The 17,296-nt window shown below is 70.3% G+C and carries 11 protein-coding genes and 2 pseudogenes; 2 read left to right on the forward strand and 11 right to left on the reverse strand.

Going from position 1 to position 17,296, the window contains the following annotated elements; translation table 11 throughout:
• Positions 1-73 precede the first annotated feature (73 nt).
• Together SMIR_RS06715 and SMIR_RS06720 are read right to left on the reverse strand one after the other, a co-directional pair.
• A complete protein-coding gene (locus SMIR_RS06715) occupies positions 74-1,405 on the reverse strand; it encodes an NRAMP family divalent metal transporter (RefSeq protein WP_249938390.1) in 1,332 nt (443 codons plus the stop codon).
• Positions 1,402-2,748 (reverse strand): magnesium transporter MgtE N-terminal domain-containing protein, encoded by a 1,347-nt coding sequence (locus SMIR_RS06720; protein WP_168496853.1) that lies wholly within the window; start codon positions 2,746-2,748, stop codon positions 1,402-1,404. Before SMIR_RS06720 ends, SMIR_RS06715 begins: the two co-directional genes overlap by 4 nt.
• Before the next feature lie 533 nt (positions 2,749-3,281).
• Here SMIR_RS06720 and SMIR_RS06725 point away from each other — a divergent pair.
• Positions 3,282-4,601, forward strand: a complete 1,320-nt coding sequence (locus tag SMIR_RS06725; protein WP_168496851.1) for an acyltransferase family protein — start codon at positions 3,282-3,284, stop codon at positions 4,599-4,601.
• A gap of 67 nt (positions 4,602-4,668) precedes the next feature.
• Here the strand turns inward: SMIR_RS06725 and SMIR_RS44270 are convergent, their stop codons facing one another.
• Complete coding sequence (locus SMIR_RS44270) at positions 4,669-5,010, reverse strand: family 43 glycosylhydrolase (protein ID WP_282190398.1); 342 nt, start codon at positions 5,008-5,010, stop codon at positions 4,669-4,671.
• A gap of 144 nt (positions 5,011-5,154) precedes the next feature.
• Between SMIR_RS44270 and SMIR_RS06735 the strand changes: the two genes are divergently transcribed.
• A complete protein-coding gene (locus SMIR_RS06735) occupies positions 5,155-6,228 on the forward strand; it encodes a LacI family DNA-binding transcriptional regulator (protein ID WP_168496849.1) in 1,074 nt (357 codons plus the stop codon).
• Between the two features lie 15 nt (positions 6,229-6,243).
• Here SMIR_RS06735 and SMIR_RS06740 read toward each other — a convergent pair.
• The 8 genes and pseudogenes from SMIR_RS06740 to SMIR_RS06770 all read right to left on the reverse strand — a co-directional run.
• Positions 6,244-7,323, reverse strand: a pseudogene (locus SMIR_RS06740) (carboxylesterase family protein); the annotation flags it as partial.
• A 195-nt stretch (positions 7,324-7,518) separates the two neighbouring features.
• Positions 7,519-7,750: pseudogene (locus SMIR_RS44875) on the reverse strand (carboxylesterase family protein); the annotation flags it as partial.
• 104 nt (positions 7,751-7,854) lie between these two features.
• A complete protein-coding gene (locus SMIR_RS06745) occupies positions 7,855-9,102 on the reverse strand; it encodes an alginate lyase family protein (RefSeq protein ID WP_168496847.1) in 1,248 nt (415 codons plus the stop codon).
• Between the two features lie 28 nt (positions 9,103-9,130).
• Positions 9,131-12,463 (reverse strand): alginate lyase family protein, encoded by a 3,333-nt coding sequence (locus tag SMIR_RS06750; RefSeq protein ID WP_212726753.1) that lies wholly within the window; start codon positions 12,461-12,463, stop codon positions 9,131-9,133.
• The gene (locus tag SMIR_RS06755) at positions 12,460-13,989 is read right to left on the reverse strand and encodes a glycosyl hydrolase family 28 protein (protein WP_168496843.1); all 1,530 of its coding nucleotides are present in this window, start codon (positions 13,987-13,989) and stop codon (positions 12,460-12,462) included. The genes SMIR_RS06750 and SMIR_RS06755 overlap by 4 nt, the downstream gene beginning before the upstream one ends.
• Positions 13,990-14,029: 40 nt before the next feature.
• Complete coding sequence (locus SMIR_RS06760; RefSeq protein WP_168496841.1) at positions 14,030-14,893, reverse strand: carbohydrate ABC transporter permease; 864 nt, start codon at positions 14,891-14,893, stop codon at positions 14,030-14,032.
• A complete protein-coding gene (locus SMIR_RS06765; RefSeq protein WP_168496839.1) occupies positions 14,890-15,888 on the reverse strand; it encodes a carbohydrate ABC transporter permease in 999 nt (332 codons plus the stop codon). Before SMIR_RS06765 ends, SMIR_RS06760 begins: the two co-directional genes overlap by 4 nt.
• On the reverse strand, positions 15,885-17,234 hold the full coding sequence (locus SMIR_RS06770) for an extracellular solute-binding protein (RefSeq protein WP_168496837.1): 1,350 nt from the start codon (positions 17,232-17,234) through the stop codon (positions 15,885-15,887). The genes SMIR_RS06765 and SMIR_RS06770 overlap by 4 nt, the downstream gene beginning before the upstream one ends.
• Between the last annotated feature and the right edge of the window lie 62 nt (positions 17,235-17,296).

The following is a 17,296-nucleotide window of genomic DNA, read 5'->3' on the forward strand; positions in this document are numbered from 1 at the left end:
ACCCGGCGCGTCGTTTCCTTCCACAGCAGAGCATCACACCGCCTCCGCCCATTCCCCGGCAGGCCACGGGTGATCAGGCGAGGCCGAACCAGCCCAGGACGGTCTGGACGAGGAGGACGGTGGACATGGCGGCCACACCGACGACCACGGTGGTGGCGGCGACGCGGTAGCGCGGGCTGTTGGCCGCGGGGCCGAGCAGGGAGCGGCGGTTGGTGAGGACCAGCAGGTAGACGAGGACGACGGGGCTGATCAGGCCCTGGAGGACCTGGGTGCCGATCAGCAGCTGGATGACGTTGACGGGGGTGAGGGCGACGGTGGCGCCGAGGGCGATCTGGGCGGTGAACAGTCCCAGGAACAGCGGGGCGTCACGGAAGCTGCGGGAGACCGAGCGCTCCACGCCCGCGGCCTCGCCGACCGCGTAGCTCGCGGACAGCGGGACCACGGCTCCGGCGAGGGCCGAGGCGCCGATCAGGCCGAGGGCGAAGAGCAGTTCGGCGCTCTGTCCCGCGACCGGTTCGAGGGCCTTGGCGGCCTCGGCGGCGGAGGTGAGCGGTCCGGTGCCGCCGATGGCCGAGGCGGTGGCGATGATGATGGTCAGGCTGATGACGCAGGCGAAGACCGCGCCGAGGATCGCGTCGGCCCGGATCAGGGGGTAGTCCTCGGGCTTGGCGCCGCGGTCCACGACACCCGCGGCGGCGTAGAACTGCATGTAGGGGCTGACGGTGGTGCCGATCAGCGCGACCGCGAGCAGGATGAAGGCCTTGCTGCCCGCCATGTGGGGAAGCACCAGGTGGGAGCCGACCTGGCCCCAGTGCGGGTGGCCGAGGATCATCGCGACGGGGTAGGTGAAGAAGGCCAGCGACATGATCAGGAAGATACGTTCGGCCCAGCGGTAGGAGCCGAACAGGACGAGCGACCACAGCAGGATGGCGGCCGGGGGGATGACGGCCCACTTGGGGACGCCGAGGAGTTCGAAGGCGGCGCCGATGCCCGCGAACTCGCTCACGACCAGACCGGTGTTGGCCAGCAGCAGACAGCACACGGCGAGCGCGGTGAGGCGCAGGCTGAACTGTTCGCGGATCAGCGCGCCGAGGCCCTTGCCGGTGTACGCGCCGAGCCGTACCGCCATCTCCTGGACCATGACCAGGGCGACGGTCACCAACACCATGAAGAACAGCGTGCCGTAGGCGAACTGGGCGCCCGCGGAGGCGTACGTGGCGATGCCGGCGGCGTCGTTGCCCGCGTTCGCGGCGACCAGACCGGGCCCCGCGACCGTCGCGACAACGGCCAGGCGCCGCAGGCCCTTGCGGCCGACGGGGGACCTGGTGACCGCCTCGACGGGGGCGGCGGCATCGACGGGGACGACTGCCTCGACGGGGGCGGCGGCATCGAGTTCGCGGGTCACTGCAGGAACCTCCGGAAGTGCAGCCGGCCGCGCTCGGGCAGCACGGCGTCGAGGATGTCGTCGGCCAGGATCCGGCCGAGCGGGCGCTCGGCGTCGTCCACGACGAGGAGCGAGGAGGCGCGGGCGGCGACGAGCTGGTCGGCGGCCTCGGCCAGGCGGGTGTCGGGGCGTACGACGGCGGGCGGCCCGAACTGGGCCAGCCAGACCACCAGATCGGCCACCGTGGCGGTGTCGTCGGCCACCGCCACGTCGAACAGGGAGATGTCGCCGATCAGGCGGCCGTCGTCGTCGAGCACCGCGACCGCGTCGATCTCGGTACGGTGCTCGGCCTCGGCGGCCAGAGCCGCCCGTACCTGGGCGATGGTCCGGTCCTTCGTCGTGGTGATCAGCACGGTCGTCATCGCGCCGCCCGCGGTGCCCTCACGGTGGGTCAGCAGTCTCCGCAGCTCGGCCGCCTCGGCGGTGGGCATGCGCGTGAGCAGGGTCTCGCGTTCGTCGGGGGTGAGGTCGCGCAGGGCGTCGGCGGCCTCGTCCGGTTCCATCTCGTCCACCAGCCGGGCGGCGTGCTCGGGGCGGGCCTCGCGCAGCAGGTTCTCCAGCTCGGCCGGTTCCATCTCCTCCAGGGCGTCGGCGGCCTGCTCCGGCTCCAGCCAGCCCAGCAGTTGCTGGCGCTCGCTGCGGCCGAGGTCCTCGAGGATGTCGGCGAGGTCGGCCGGGCGCAGCCGGTGCAACGCGGAGCGGGAGGCGCGCAGCCGTACCTCGGCGGGGCCGTCGGTGGCCTGCTCGGCGAACGGCGCCACGGACTGCCAGTCCAGCACCCGTTCCGGGGTCGGCCTGGCCTGCCAGCGGCGCGGGCCCAGCCGCCGCAGCAGGGTCGGCAGGGAGACGTCCACACCGACCAGCACCACCTTGTCGACGAGCGGTGCGAGGTACAGGTCGGCGGCCCGGGTGACCTGCACGCCGTCCACGTCGACGAGTTGGTGGTCCAGTACGTCCCGGGCGAGCAGCACCTCACCGGGGCGGCGGGCGAAGTCGCGCAGGTCCACGCGCGCGGACCGCAGCCGCACATGACCGGCGTGCACCTTCTCCAGCGCGTCCGCGGGCAGGAACGCCCGCCGTCGGCCGATACGGATGATCAGGCCGGTGACCGGCGGGTACGGCTCGGGTCCGTAGAGCCGGGCGACCACGTCCACGACGCGGCCGACCTCCTCGCCGGCCTGGTGGGTGACCGGGGCGCCGATCAGCCCGGCCAGCGAGACGAGGGAGGCGCGGACCGCCCTGGAGGCGGTGGCGCGGCGTTCCAGATGGACTCTGCGGTCGCGCAGGCGGGCCGTGGTGGACATGAGCCGAGTGTTGGCGGCCAAGGTGAACACCCCCTGGCCCCGGCATGGCGGGGCGGCAGGGCGGCACGGGACGGCACTCCCCCGGTGACCGGCGGCGTCGGACCGCACGCACACACCACGACGTCCCGCTGGGCACGGGCCGGGCGGGTACGGCCGACAGCGGACACGGCGCGGACCGCGGGGTACCGCGTCAGCCGGACGGGGCGGGGAGGGGCTGTCCCGGGCCGCGGAAGGACGGCGAGAAGAACGAGGACAACGCGGACAACGCGGGCAGGGGCCGACTATGGCCCGGACTACTGTCCATCACGCCTCCTCCCGGTCCACGCACGTGCGGACGCCTCATCGAACGAGGTGTCCCGTCAAACCGTGGCAAGACTACGTCTCCGCCGCCCCGGTCCCCGCCTTCATGACCAGCCCTTGACCGCATCCCTGTCGGGCTCCTACCTGCGGGGGATGTCGTACCGGGCACGAATTGGTTGCGGCCCGGACTTCCCACGGCGGCGGGCGGCGGCACTGCGGCAGCATGACAGCCCATGAGCAGAGACCGCTATGTCGACTTCCTGCGTGCGTGGGCGATCGGCCTGGTGGTGCTCGGCCACTGGCTGATCACCGCCCTGGTCCGGGAGCCGGACGGAGAGATCCGCGCGCCGGAGCTGCTGGCGACCGTGCCCTGGACCCAGTGGCTGACGCTGGGGTTTCAGATCATGCCGCTGTTCTTCCTCGCCGGGGGCCATGCGGCGGGCGGCAGTTGGACACGGGCCCGGGCGGCGGGCGGTACGGCCGCCGGGTGGGTCGGAGCGCGGGCGCTGCGGCTGCTGCTTCCGGCCGCCGTGTACAGCTGTCTTGTGCTGTCCGCCGTAGGGATCTGCTCGACGGTCGGCGTGGACCCGAACACCCTTGAGCTGGTGGGCTGGGCGATGGCGATGCAGTTCTGGTTCCTTCCGGTGTATCTGCTGCTCAGCGCACTGACCCCGCCGCTGCACGCGGCGCACCGGCGCTGGGGGCTCCTCGTCCCGGTGGCGATGGGCGCGGTCGCCCTCGTGGCCGACACCCTGGTGGTGACGGTGCACACGCCGTACGTCGGACTGCTCGACTACGTGCTCGTCTGGGGCGTGGCCTACCAACTGGGTTTCTGCTGGCGGGACGGCCTGCTGACGGAGCGCCGGCCGCTCCCGGCCGCGCTGGCGGCGGGCGGCGGACTGGCCTTCACCGCGCTGATCACCCTCGGGCCGTTCCCGGTCAGTCTGATCCTGGTGACCGGGCAGACCCCCAGCAACACCGATCCGCCGTCGGCGGCGATGCTGGCGTGGGCGGTGGCCCAGGTCGGTCTGTGCCTGCTGGCCGCGCCCGCGGTACGACGGCTGCTGGACCGCGAGCGGGTGTGGCGGGCGGTGCGCCCCGTGGGCGGTGCCAGCATGACGCTGTATTTGTGGCACATGCTGCCGGTGCTGATCGTCGCCGCCGCGTTCTATCTGACCGGCCTCGCGCCCGAACCCACGCTCGGGTCCGTGGCCTGGTGGGGACTCCGGTTGCCGTGGCTCCTCGTGCTCGGCGTCGTCCTGACCGGTGTCGTGCGGGCGCTGCGTCCCCTGGAGCGCGGGCCGGCCCTCCTCTACGAACGGACTCGCCCGGATCCCGACTCGCCCCGCCTGTGGCTGACCTGGCTCGGCCTCGCGGCGAGCGTCACCGCCCTGACCCGCTTCGCCACCCGGGGCTTCGCACCCGACGGCCGGTTCCCCGTACTGCCCGCGCTGGGGCTGCTGTTGGGCACGACACTGTTGACGACCCCTCGACGGACGACAGTCCGTCAGAACCCGGAGAAGCCCAAGGAGACACTGGGGGAAGCCGCCTGACGTCACATCGGCCGCATCCTGATCTGTTGTAGGGCTGCCCAACGGTCCGCACGATGATGTAGCCAAGTCAGAACCGGCCCTCGTGGTACGAGAGCGAGGGGGCCCACACGTCCGCCGAGTCCGGGACGCCCCGCAGGTCGAGGGGGTCGGTGCGATCCAGGATGTGGTCGGCCGGATCCCAGTGGACGAGATCCGTCGAGCGGTGCACGGGCACGCCCGGGAACCATTCGAAGTACCCGCCAGCCGATCGCGGAGGCCCCCTCGAGCGAGCTCTCCCACCCGCCGGAGGTGTTCGACGCTTCGACCGGGGTCTCCGGGCGGGACGAAGTACTCGCCGCCCTGCGGGCGACGATGGACTTCGGCGGAGCCGGAGGCGGGGACACCGACGTAGGCGTCGACGGGGTCGCATTCCCCGCCGCTCGCCGCGCTCCGTTCCCACTGCTAGCCTCCCGCTCGGGAACCGGTTGCCTTCAGTGTTGCCGCACTTCCCGAGGGGCGGGCAGGCCCCGGGCGACGGAGAAGTCGCCGCCCGGGGCGGACGAAGGGAGCCGGCATGACGAGGAAGAGCATCACGGACGCCGGGAGCCGGCGCACGATCCGGGACGTAGCGGCCCGCGCGGGGGTGTCCGCGTCGACGGTGTCGCGGGTGCTCGGCGGCGATTACCCGGTGAGCACGGCGACGCGTACCCGGGTGATGCGGGCGGTCCGTGAGCTGGACTATGTGGCCGACGCCCGCGCCAAGGCGATCGCCGGGGCCGGCACACCGACGCTCGCGTTCGTCCTCGAGGACATCACCGGGCCGTCGTTCGCGCACATGGCGCACGGCGTGGAGCGCGAGGCGACCCGGCTCGGCCATCTGTGCTTGGTGTGCAGCACGGACGGCGATGCCGAACACGAGCTGGAGTTCATCGAGATGATGCGCGCCCAGCGGGCCGCCGCGGTGATCCTGGTCGGCGGTGCCACGGACACCGCGGAGTACCGTGCGCGGATGGCCCGCATCGCCGACTCCCTCGCGTCGGCCGGGTCACGGCTCGTCCTGTGCGGGCGGCCACCGCTGGACCCTGGCACGCCGGTGACGGTCATCGAGTACGACAACGAGGGCGGAGCCTACGCCCTGTGCGCGCACGTCCTCGCCCAGGGTCACCGGCGGGTCCTGTTTCTCGGGGGCAAGCCGGACAGCACCACGGCCCTGGGCCGCGAGCGCGGTTACCTCGCCGCTCACCGGGCACGCGGCCTCGAACCCGACCCGGCGCTGCGTCCGACCGGCGACTTCACCCGCGACTCGGGCCACCGCCTGATGCGCCGGGCGCTGGAGCAGGACCTGGACTTCACGGCGGTGATGGCCTCCACCGACATGGTCGCCTCTGGCGCCCTGACCGCCCTGCACGAGGCGGGTCTGCGCGTCCCGGCCGACGTCTCCCTCGTCGGCTACGACGACATCCCCTTCGCCCGCGACCTCCACCCCCCGCTGACGACGGTCCACGTCCCCTACGAGGAACTGGGCCGCCTGGCTGTCCGCACCGCCCTGGGCCGCACGCCGGATGCCCCGAACGAACACCTTCTCCTGGGGACACATGTAGTGGTGCGCGACTCTGTGGCGGGGCCAGCGGGTGGGGCCCGCCGATAGAAACCGGTTGCGGCACGTGGGCGAACCGGCAGAGGGGCGCGCTGCGGGTGTGGATTCCGGAGAGCTGAGCCGCGCAGCCAACTCCACGTCTTGCAGGGTGAGTTCACGGTCACATGGCCCGTGGACGGTGTGCGCTTCGCCGGTACCGAAGACCCAGACCGGGCCCGAGGCCTCAGAGGCCTGCCAGCCCGGGTCGCCCTCGGCCGCGAACCGCACCCAGGCGGCGTGCATCGCTTCGGCGAGTTCCTGCGGAGCGCCCTCCCCCGCGAGCTTCGCCGACTCCGGCACGTCGGCGGTGTCGAAGACGAAGCCGAGCTCCTGGGCGTGGCAGGCGCCCAGGTCCGGCACATTTGACGGCCAAGCGAACTCGTAGACGTACGGAGGGGTTTGTGGTGGGCGGGCAGTGGCCAGCCGGTGCGGTGGCACCCGCAGGAGGTGGTCGGTGACCAGTCGGCCGACTGCAGTGGCAGCGGGCCAGGGCGACCGGACCGATCCGGTCGACGCGTTCCAGGAGACCACATGGGACCAGCCACAGCCGGTACTCCTCGCTGGTCCAGCCCAGGAGCAGACCGACGCCAGGCGCGGCGCCCTCGGCCCCTGAAGCGGGTCACGCGGGACGAGGTCGCCGTCGACAACGATGCCGAAGGCGGGGACGCCGAGGATCGGGGTGCTGAGTCTGCCCACGTCGGCCTGGTTGCGCAGGAGCAGGGCGCGGTCGACGGCGGCGAACGCCTGCGCCGTCGCCGGGATCCTCAGCCGGGTGGCCATCCTGCGCACCATGCGCCGCACCTTGTCGCGCTCGCTCGCCTCGGGCGGCCCGCTCTGCAGTACGGCCTGGGGGAACAGCCCCTGGGCGCGCGGACTGGCCATCAGCGCCCCGATGCTGATGGCTCCGGCCAACTCGGCGAATACGATCACCCGGTCCGGGTCGCCGCCGAACCGCGCGAACGACGCGCGCACCCACTCCAGGGCGGCCAGTTGGTCAGAGCGCCGCCGTGGATCCACACCATGACGGGAAGCAGGGCGCCGGGGCCGTGCGCCGGTGTCCACATGTTCACGTTCAGACAGTCGTCGCCAGGCACCACGGGGTCGGCTAGGGCCTGTCCGGTCGATCACGGTGGAGGGAAGCAGCGGCGCCTCGTCGATGCCGGTGAGCGGGGTGTGGTGCGTGCAGCTGCAAGGCGGAGGAGGGAGGCGACGCGGAGCGTCGTTGACCGACGACAACGCCGCAGATGTGCCTGCCACACCCCGCGTCTCCGCCGTGATCGACCGGACAGGCCCCAGGAGCCCCGCGAACGTCTCGGAGCACGACGGCTTGGGCCGTGTTGCTCCGAAGGCGCCCGCGTCGCGCACCCCGTCCCGGGGTTCGGACGGCACCGGTAGCGGAAGCGACGGGGCCGAACGGCGGGTCCGCGTAAGGGATGCCGCGGAAAACGGCGATCCCGTCCTCGTACCGGTCGCGCACCGCTCCGTACCGGGTGGTGACCACCGGATCCGTCTGCCGCACCGCGTCCACCGCCATCCGACCACCAGTTCCTCGCCCCTCGCGAACGGTTCACATCAGAGCATCACATCACCTCCGGCCATTCCTGCGGACGTCCCTGACGGGCGGACTTCCGGACGTCCCTATTTGGCGTACATCAACGTGCCGAAGCCGAGCTGGTCGAAGCCTCCGCTGTTCGGGCCGTAGTCCCCGCCGCCGCCCTCGGGGCGGACGCTCTCCGCCATGGCCTGGATATACGGGACGGAGAGCCCGCGGCGGCGCGCGTAGTGGTAGTACAGGATGTCCCAGACCGGCCGGATCTCGCCGCGGCTCGCGGACGAGATCACGGTCTGCGACTGCTGGGCGCAGCTCTGGCCCGTGCCCCACGTGTACGTCGCGTAGGGCACGTCCTGGCCGAGGTTGTACTTGGCGACGTACTGGGCACACTTCATGATCCGGTCGTTGCTGTAGCCGTACAGGTCGTCGCCCTGGGACCAGGCCATCTCGCAGAAGGCGCCGAGCTGACCCATGCCCATCATGGTGTGGCCCTGGTCCCGGCCGCTCTCCTGGTACTGGGCCAGGCCCTGGCTGTCGTAGACGAACGGGATGGCGTGAGAGATGGATCCGTTGCCCGCGCCGTTCTTGAAGTAGTTCACCGCCTGGTCGTACTTGGCCGCGTCGTCGCAGAGGATGCCGATGGCCAGGATCGAGTTCATGTTGCACAGATCCCAGTTGGCCCAGTAGTTGGTGATGCAGGCGGTGTTGTGGTTGAGCAGGAAGTCGTTGTTGAGCGGGTAGAAGACGTCGAGCATCATCGTCTTGAACCGCGCGAGGTCGAACCCGGCGTAGCCACGCATGAGTTCGGCGGCGTTCGCGAACTGGTAGCCGTAGATCCCGGCGGCCAGGAACCGGTCGGCGTTGCCGGTGACGGTGGTGAGCTTGGCCGACCAGGCGTTGAGGATCTTGACGGCCGTGTCGCCGTTGGCGGCGGTCCCCGCGATCTTCCAGCGCAGGGCGTTCTGGTAGGCGGCGTGGATGTCGTTGTAGAGGATGCCGTAGTTCTCGCCGGTGCCGCCGCGGATGATGGTGGCCTGCGGGGTGGGGGTCCAGGTGCCGGCCGAGTGGCCGTTGGCGGTCAGGCGGTTCCAGCCGGGGAGCCACGGGTCGTCGCCCGCGGCGACCCGTACCTTGGCGCGGTTGAGCTCTCCGTAGGCGTGCAGCATTCCGGGGTGGGTGAAGGTCGCCGGTGCGGCGTCCGCGGTACCACCGGTCAGGGCGTCGGCACCGGTGCCGACGGCGAGTGCGGCGGTGAGACCGCCGGTGGCCCTCAGGAGACCGCGGCGGCTCAACTCAGGCTTTTGGAGTGGCTGGTGGGGGGATGTGCGGCTCATCGCGATGCAGCTCCAATCCATGGAGGATCTAGAGGGAGGTGATGCTCACCTCGTCGAACTCGGTGGTGCAGCGGGCCAGGGGGCTGCGCGAGCAGACCACGAGGCCCACGTAGTAGGGGGCGTCACCGAAGCCGGGGATCTCTCCCGCGGCGAGGGGGGTCCAGGTGGCGCCGTCGTCGGTGGAGACGGCTGCGCTGAAGGCGGTCCCGGCGCGCTTCAGTCGCAGCAGGCTGGGGAGGGTGACCGCGGCGGTGCCGGAGAAGGCGGAGGCACCCGCCACGGTCTTGCGGAGCATGAGCTGCGCGATGGTGCCGCCCGTGACGATCAACCCGGCCGCCTGGTCGAACGGCGACAGGGACTTGGCCATGAGCACCCCCACCCGATCCGCACTGGCGCCGGTACGCGAGAGAAGCCGGGTGGTGATCTCGCAGTCGCCGGTAACGGGCTGTCGTACGAACTGGCCCGTCATTCCCTGGCCGTTGACGGACAGGTCGACCCCCGCGCCGCGGACCGTGAAGGCTCCCCCGTCGTACGCCGTGCTGCCGGGGGTACGGATCGCCACCACGCCGAGGGTCCCGAAGTCCCGGTCGTCGAGGACGACGTCGCCGAGGTCGCCGTACGTCCACGGGTCGGGTGGGGGCGTGCCCACCGTGAGAGTCAGGGTGCCGGAAGCGGTCCCGGACGCGTTGCCCGCGGTCGTGGTGACGGTGAACTCACCTGTCTGGGTGGGGGTTCCGGAGATGAGACCGGTGCGCCGGTCGACGCGGAGCCCGTCGGGCAGGCCGTCCGCGGTAAACCGTACGGGCTCGTGCGAGGCCCGCAGCAGATGGCGGAAGGCGCCGCCCTGGTTCGCGAACGCGGCAATCGCGGAGGTGAGTTCAGGCTTGGTCGGCGTCGGCATCACGGCGTGCGCGCGCGCCGAACGCGGACCGCGACCGCCGGTATTGGTCTTGGCGACCGCGTAGTGGTAGGTCGTTCCGGGCGTCCCCGTCGCGTCGGTGCACCGGGGTCGGGTGCCGAAGCCGACCGGGCCGACGCCGGTGGCGAGGGTCTCGTAGGGTCCGCCGGCGCGTGTGGAGCGCAGCACCGTGTACTGGGCCGCGGGGTCCGGGTCACTCCAGGCCAGCTCGACGGCGTCGGCGCCCGTGGCAGCGCGCAGGTTGGCGGCGGTGCGCGTGGGGCGCGGCACCGACCAGACATCGCCGGCGGAGGAGATCACGCTGACGTTGTCGAAGGCGCCGGTACCGGTCTCGGCGTAGTCCTCGTCGATGCCAAGGCAGGAGGTGAGGGCGAGGCCCGCGTACGCGGTACGCCCCAACTCGACTTCTGTGGAGCCGACTTCGGTCCACCGGATACCGTCCGGCGAGATGGCCCCGGTACAGCGGTTGCCCCTCCGGGTCACCCGAACCCAGTACGGCGCCCGCAGCCGGTAGCCGTCGCCCGCGCCCTCGACGTACGGCGCTTCCAGCGGCGTGGCCGAGTCCGGCAGCTCGCCGAGTTCGGAGATCGGGAAGGATGCGTTAGTGGTGATCGTCTGCTGCTGGGACGGCGGCACGGGTGTGCTGCCGGTGGCGGAGACCGTCGCCCCCGCCTTTGGGCGTACGGTCCACACGCCGCTCCAGGTGTGCAGCGGCAGCCCCTGGATCAGCATGGCGGCGTGTGCCGCGCCCGCGTCGAGGGAGGCGCGGACCGTGACACCGATCTTGGAGTACTGCGAGCTGAGCGGCCACACGATCCGTGCGGTGACCGTGCCGTCGCCGTGCAGCAAAAGGTGTGCCAGGCGGTAGGTGTCGGCGGTGCCGGATGCCTCCAGCACGAACCGCTCGCCGTCGAAGACAGCGGCGCCGGGGATCCGCACCTCGCCGACGTCCCGGGTCGACCAGGGTTCGGGGAGCCCGGCGGTGGCCGCCGCCCAGGTCGAATTATCACTGCTGCCCCGGGAGTTGGAGGCGGAGATCGTGTAGAAGTACGTACGGCCGGCGTGTACATCGCTGTCGGTGTACGTCGGCATGTCGACGCCGGACGCGATCTGCTCGTACGGGCCCTCGGCTGCGTCGGCCCGCCGGACCGTGTAGGAGGCGGCCCACGCGGACGGCAGCCAGGTCACGGTGACGGTCTTGTCGTCGCCCACCGCCGTGACGCCCGCCGGAGCCGTCGGCACGGTCGGCGAGAGGGCCGTCGCGCCGGCGTAGGCGAAGGTGCCCCAGCTTGGCAGGTCGTCGTTGCTGCCCTCGACGACGCGGGCGCCGCCGGTGCCGCGGAAGACGGCGTCCTTCGTGTACGGGGCGTCGAGGCCGCGGACACCCGCGTAGTGCGCGTACGCCATCTCGTAGATCGGCGGCATGGTGCCGCGCCCGGTGGCCGAAACGGTCTTCTTGATGTACTTGCCGGTACGGTCGAGGTCGGTGACGAAGGGGACGTCACCACCGAGGTTGTAGCGGGCGGCGTACTCGAAGTTGGCGAGGATGCGGTGGGCGTCGTAGCCCCACAGGTCGACGCCCTGGTTCCAGGCGACCTGGGCGGCGTCGGCGAGCAGGCCGACCGCGAGCTGTTCGTGGCCCTGGTCGCGGCCGCTCTCCTGGCCCTGTCCGGCGTCGGTGACGATGCGGTGCAGGACGCTGCCGTTGCCCGCGCCCGCCGCGGCGAAGCGGAGGGTGTCCTCGAAGAGCGGGCGTTCGTCGCAGAACACGCCGATGGCCAGAATGGATTGAAGGGACGTCAGATCCCAGTTGCCGTTGGCGTAGAGCATGTAGCCGGAGAGGGCCGGATACCAGACGGTGAGGAAGGACTCCTCGCAGCACGCGACGTCGGCGTCCGTCCAGCCGTCGTAGCCGGTGTGGCGGAGCAGCTCGGCCGCGTTGACGAACTTGAAGGCCTGGAGCCCGGCGCCGAGCGGGCCGTCCGCTCCGGTGATGGCGGTCAATGACCCCGACCAGGCGCCCAGGATGTCGCGGGCCTTGTCGGCATGCGCGCGGTCGCCGGTGACGGACCAGACGAGTGCGTTCTGGTAGGCGGCGGCCGAGTCGACGACCGCCTGGCTCATGAAGTTCGAGGGGCCACGGCCCCAGGAGGTGATCTGTCCCGTGTTCTGCACGGTGTACGACGACGAGGAGCGCGCGTGGGCCGCGAGCGCCAAATAGCCGTCGTAGATGGGCGATTCCTTCGCGGCGATCGCGGCCTTCATACGGGTCAGGTCGTCGGCGCTGTGCAGGAGTCCGGGGTGGGTGAAGGCCCTGAGGCCGGCTGAGGTGCTGTCGTCGGCCCGTGCCGTGCCGGGCACGAGCAGTCCGCTCGCGCCCGACGCCAGCAGCAGGGCCGCGGCGCCGAGGAAGCCCCGGCGGCTCGTGGCGGGGATCGTCATGACGCGGCGGCCGCCTCGGCCTCGGCGGTGGTGAGGAACGTGAGGTTCAGGACGTGCTCGTTGTAGTACCACTGCACCGAGTCGGTGGTCGCGTACCACTTGGGCTTCTTCATCGAGTCGGCGATAACTGTCCCGTTGATCACCAGGTTCTCGAAGGTGACGTCCTTGATGGCGTGGTCGGCGTCGTAGCCGAGGAAGAGCGACGGGTTGGCGTGCGTGCCCGTGTAGGTGAGGTTCTTGACGTAGACGTCCTCGATGCCACGGCCGACCGAGGTGTTGTACTTGGTGTTGTACATGACCCGCATGTGGATCACCTGGCCCCAGCGGAAGTCCTCGATGCGCACGTCCTCGATCAGCACGTTCTTGATGAGGTTGGAGTCGCCGGGGTTGAGGGCGATGCAGCCCTGGTAGCCCATCTGGGGCTCGCGGTGGTCGAGGATGTCGAGGTTCTTGAAGACCAGGTTCTCCAGCACCTCGGGGGCGTCGGTGTTGCCGTGCGTGCCGACGTTGATCGGGTGCGCGACGTCCGCCCACAGGATGCAGTTCTGGACGGTGATGTCGCGGGTGTCGCCGTAGTAGTCCCAGCGGTGGGCATAGATCGCGATGCAGTCGTCGGAGTTGCGCAGGAAGCAGCCGTCGATGACGACGCTGCTGCTGGAGAAGACGTCGATGCCGTCGCCGTTGCCCCGCGAGCTGAACCCGCGCAGATTCTTGATGTGGACGTTCTCGCTCTCGCCGAGGGTGGCTATGTAGCCGCCCCCCGGGTTCATGACGATGACGTCCTCGACCCGGATGTTCTTGCTGCCCTCGCACAGGACGCCGTTCGCCGTGCCCGCGTAGAGCATGCCGTGCCCGGTGAGGGAGGCCTTCTCCACGTCCTTGAAGTAGACCTGGGCGGCCAGGACGGCGCCGCCCTCCAGGTAGACGGTCTTGCCGCTGGGGACGGTGAGGACGCCGCCCGTGACGGTGTGCATGCCGGGGCCGAAGTAGATGACGTCCGGGTCGTCGGCGGCGGGCGGGTCGGGGTCGATGTGGTTGGTGAACACATGCAGGCAGTCGAAGACCTGGTCGTTGGTCTGGACGACGACGTCCCGCGGCTCGTCGAGGGTGAAACGGACGGTGTCGCCGAGCAGTTCGGGGGTGATGCCGAGCGCATCGGGTCTCACGCGGGCCTTGGTGGTGCCGCCCTTGAGGTAGGTGATCTCAAGTTCGACGGAGCCGCGGAAGTCGAAGTACACCATCGACGTGTCCCAGACCTTGCCCGACCCGGTGGTGGGGTTGATCTCCTCCAGCCGTGGCCGCCAGATGTCCAGGGTCTGCCACTCGCCGTCGGGGACGACACGGACCCGCACCTTGAAGCTGGTGTTGGTCGGCATGGTGGACGGGCGCGGGTAGGTGACCAGCTTCGGCGCGGAGTTGTCGTCCGCGTGGACCGCCGTGGCGGTCAGACCGCCGGACAGACCGGCTGCGAGCACGGTGGCACCCGCCGCCTGGAGTGCGGTGCGGCGGGACAGTGGCGTGTTCATCTATGGCTCCTTGCGATGGTGAACAAAGGGGAATGGAAGGTCACTTGAGGCCGGAGGTCGACATCCCGGCGACGAAACCGCGCTGGGCGACGAGGAAGACCAGCAGGATGGGGACGACGTACATCACCGAGGCCGCGGCCTGGAGGTTGGCGACCGGCGTTCCGGCCGACGTGACGTAGGTGGACATGACGGCGACGGCGAGCGTGGAGCGGTCGGTGGACAGCAGCAGCTGCGGGGCGATGTAGTCGCCCCAGGACCAGGTGAAGGCGATCACGAAGCTCGCGGACAGCGCGGGCCAGGACTGCGGCAGGAAGATCCGCCAGAAGACCGCTGTGTAGCCGCAGCCGTCGACAATCGCGGCCTCCTCCAGTTCGCGGGGCAGACCGGCGAAGAACTGGCGGAAGAGGAAGACGAGATACGGCGCGGCGGACAGACCCCACAGAACCCACGGCCAGTAGGTGTCGACCATGCCGAGCTTGGCGAAGATCAGGTAGGTCGGCAGGAGCGTGATGAGCTGGGGCAGCATCATCGAGCCGAGCAGGATGCCGAACAGCATCTTCTTGCCGGGCGCGTCGAGGCGGGCGAATCCGAAACCGACCCAGGCCGAACTCAGGGTGACCAAGGTGGCGTAGATGAGGGCGATGATCAGGGAGTTGCGGGCATAGCCCAGGAAGTCGATCAGGTTGAAGGCGTCCGCGAAGTTGCTCCACTGGAAGTGGTCGGGCAGCCAGTGCACGGGCGAGGCGGCCAGTTCGGCCGGGGTCTTCAGTCCGGTGAGGATCAACCAGCCGAAGGGACCGAGGAACAACCCGATGACGGCGACGAGAACGGTGTAGAGGACAAGGCGGTTGACGCGTACCCGCACCCGGGGAGCGGAGTTGGGGGACAGGCTGGACGCGGTCACTTCTTCGCCTCCGGGTCGACGTTGTAGAACACCACACCGGACGTGAACTTGAAGATGAGTCCGGTCACGATGAGGATCAGGACGAAGAGCACCCACAGGAGTGCGGAGGCGTAGCCGTAACGGCCGAGCGCGAAATACTGACTGAACACGTGCATCATGTACAGGTAGTTGGACTGCGGCAGCGCGGTGACGCCCGCCGTGGTGCCGTCCGGCGACAGCAGCAGCGGCATGATGGTCTGCACCGAGGCGATCACGCCGGTCACCGTCTGGAAGAGCAGCACCGGGGAGAGCAGCGGCACGGTGACGCTGCGGAAGGTTCGCCAGGCGCTCGCCCCGTCGATGCGGGCCGCCTCATGGAGTTCGCGGGGCACCTCCTGGAGGCCGGCCAGTGAGATGATCATGATGTTTCCGGCGGCCCACAGCACGCTCATCAAGAGCACGTACCGCGCGTAGGGGTCGGCGAGCCAGCCGACGGCGTCGATGCCGAAAAGGGTCAGGACACCGTTGGCGGCGCCGGAGTTCTGGTCGAAGAGCGCCTTGAAGGTGAGGCCCACGCCCACCGGGGGCACCACGGCCGGCAGATAGAGCAAGGTGCGGAACAGTCCGCGTGCCTTGATCGGCCGGTTGACCAGGACGGCGAGCCCGAGCCCGGCTGTGATCGACAGCGGCACCGAGGTCACCGCGAACAGGCCCGTACGGCCCAGCGCGTCCCAGGTCTGGGAGTCGGAGAACAGCTCGCGGTAGTTGCCGAGGCCGACGTAGCGCCAGTTGGGCGAGATGCCGTCGAACGTGGTGAAGCTCAGCCACAGCGCGTACGCCATGGGCAGGACGGTCAGCAGCAGGAACCCGATGATCCAGGGCGCGGTGAACCGGTAGAACGCCCGGTGCCTGCGCGTGGCCATGGAGGTCCGCGGCCGCCCCGCGGCCCGCGTGCGGCTCGCGCTCGCCGTCGGGCCGGGCCGGTCCGCGATGGAGGAGATCTGGTCGACCGTCATCCCACTTGCTCCTTGCCGCGCTTCAGCTGCTCGTTCATGACCGAGTCCAGGCGGCCCGCCAAGGTGTCGACGGACATCTGGCCCTGCATCGCGGCCGGGGCGATCTGGTTGAAGAGGGCGTAGAGCGAATCCGCTGTGGCGTAAGGCGTGAAGGCGATCACCGAGAAGTGCCTCAGCTCGGCGTTCTGCGCCCTCAGCACCCGCTTCTGGTACTCCTCCTGGGCCGGCATCAGCGACCGCAGGGACTTCAGGGTGGGAATGCCCCAACCGCTGGAGGCGCGTGCCTTGGCCGGTGCCTCGCCGAAGAACCACTCGAAGACCCGCCAGGCGGCGTCCTTGTTCCGTGCCTTTCTCGGCATCCAGAGGCCGGTGCCGGCCTGGCAGGGGCTGATCCGCCGGCCGCCCTCGAAGACCGGGGCGGGGGCGAGGCGGGAGATCGACGCCAGCTTCTTGTCGGTGTTGATCAGGCCGCCGAGCCAGTAGCCCGAGTTCGACATGGCCATCCGGTTCGCCTGGTAGGTGGGCCCGTCCCAGGCGTTAGGGTCCGGCTGGATGAGACTCGGCCCGGTCTTGGCCCGGCAGTAGTCGATGTACCAGCCCAGCGCCTTGCGGGCCTCCGGTGTGGTGAAGTCGACTCGGGAGAAGTCGTCGGTGAAGAGACTTCCTCCGGCGGACACCGTCAGGCTCGCCAGGAGATTGGGGGTGAGCACGCCGTTGTAGCTGCCGCCGAAGACGGTCGTCTGGCCGTCCTTGCGCCGAGTGAGCCGCTTGGCGCTGTCCAGCCACTCTTCGTACGTGACCGGCTCGGTCTCCGGCGGGTAGTCGATGCCCGCCTTGTCGAAGAGCGCGGTGTTGTACCAGTACATGGAGTCCTGGGAGAAGTCCTTCGCCATGCCGTAGCGCGGGCCCTCGCCCTGGGTCCGGCCGTCGTACCGCCACAGGTCGTTGACCGGGTCCAGGTCGTCGAGATGGAGAACGCTGCTCCTGGCGAAGTACGCGTCCAGCTCCTCCATGACGCCCCGCGCCGCGAAGTACGGCGCGTCCACGGCGCCGAGACCGCGCACCAGGTCGGGCGGGTTGCCGTTGGTCATCATCCCGATCAGCTTGGTGAGGTCGTACCTCACCGTAACGATCTTGATGCCGATGTCCTTCTGGGCCTTCTTGACCAGTTCCGGGGAGATGTCGTCGGGCTTGACCATCAGCGTGACGGTCTCACCGGAGCCGCTGACCCCGGTGGACACCTGGAGGGCGCAGCCGCTCAGCGCTGCCGCACCGGTTGCGGCGCCGGCCGCCGAGAACGTGAGAAATCGGCGGCGGCTCAGCGGGGCACCAGTGCGTGGGCGCATGAACGCACCACCTCCTGCTCCATCGGTTCGACATTTCGGCCATGAATCGACCTATCGATCGC

The organism is Streptomyces mirabilis (genome assembly GCF_018310535.1).
In the GTDB taxonomy this organism is placed as follows: Bacteria; Actinomycetota; Actinomycetes; order Streptomycetales; family Streptomycetaceae; genus Streptomyces.

What these genes read in the sequence shown, in the direction of transcription:
- SMIR_RS06720 (WP_168496853.1), bottom strand. Translation starts at nt 2,748, where the DNA reads ATGTCCACCACGGCCCGCCTGCGCGACCGCAGAGTCCATCTGGAACGC.
- SMIR_RS06725 (WP_168496851.1), top strand. Translation starts at nt 3,282, where the DNA reads ATGAGCAGAGACCGCTATGTCGACTTCCTGCGTGCGTGGGCGATCGGC.
- SMIR_RS44270 (WP_282190398.1), bottom strand. Translation starts at nt 5,010, where the DNA reads ATGCGACCCCGTCGACGCCTACGTCGGTGTCCCCGCCTCCGGCTCCGC.
- SMIR_RS06735 (WP_168496849.1), top strand. Translation starts at nt 5,155, where the DNA reads ATGACGAGGAAGAGCATCACGGACGCCGGGAGCCGGCGCACGATCCGG.
- SMIR_RS06745 (WP_168496847.1), bottom strand. Translation starts at nt 9,102, where the DNA reads ATGAGCCGCACATCCCCCCACCAGCCACTCCAAAAGCCTGAGTTGAGC.
- SMIR_RS06750 (WP_212726753.1), bottom strand. Translation starts at nt 12,463, where the DNA reads ATGACGATCCCCGCCACGAGCCGCCGGGGCTTCCTCGGCGCCGCGGCC.
- SMIR_RS06755 (WP_168496843.1), bottom strand. Translation starts at nt 13,989, where the DNA reads ATGAACACGCCACTGTCCCGCCGCACCGCACTCCAGGCGGCGGGTGCC.
- SMIR_RS06765 (WP_168496839.1), bottom strand. Translation starts at nt 15,888, where the DNA reads ATGACGGTCGACCAGATCTCCTCCATCGCGGACCGGCCCGGCCCGACG.
- SMIR_RS06770 (WP_168496837.1), bottom strand. Translation starts at nt 17,234, where the DNA reads ATGCGCCCACGCACTGGTGCCCCGCTGAGCCGCCGCCGATTTCTCACG.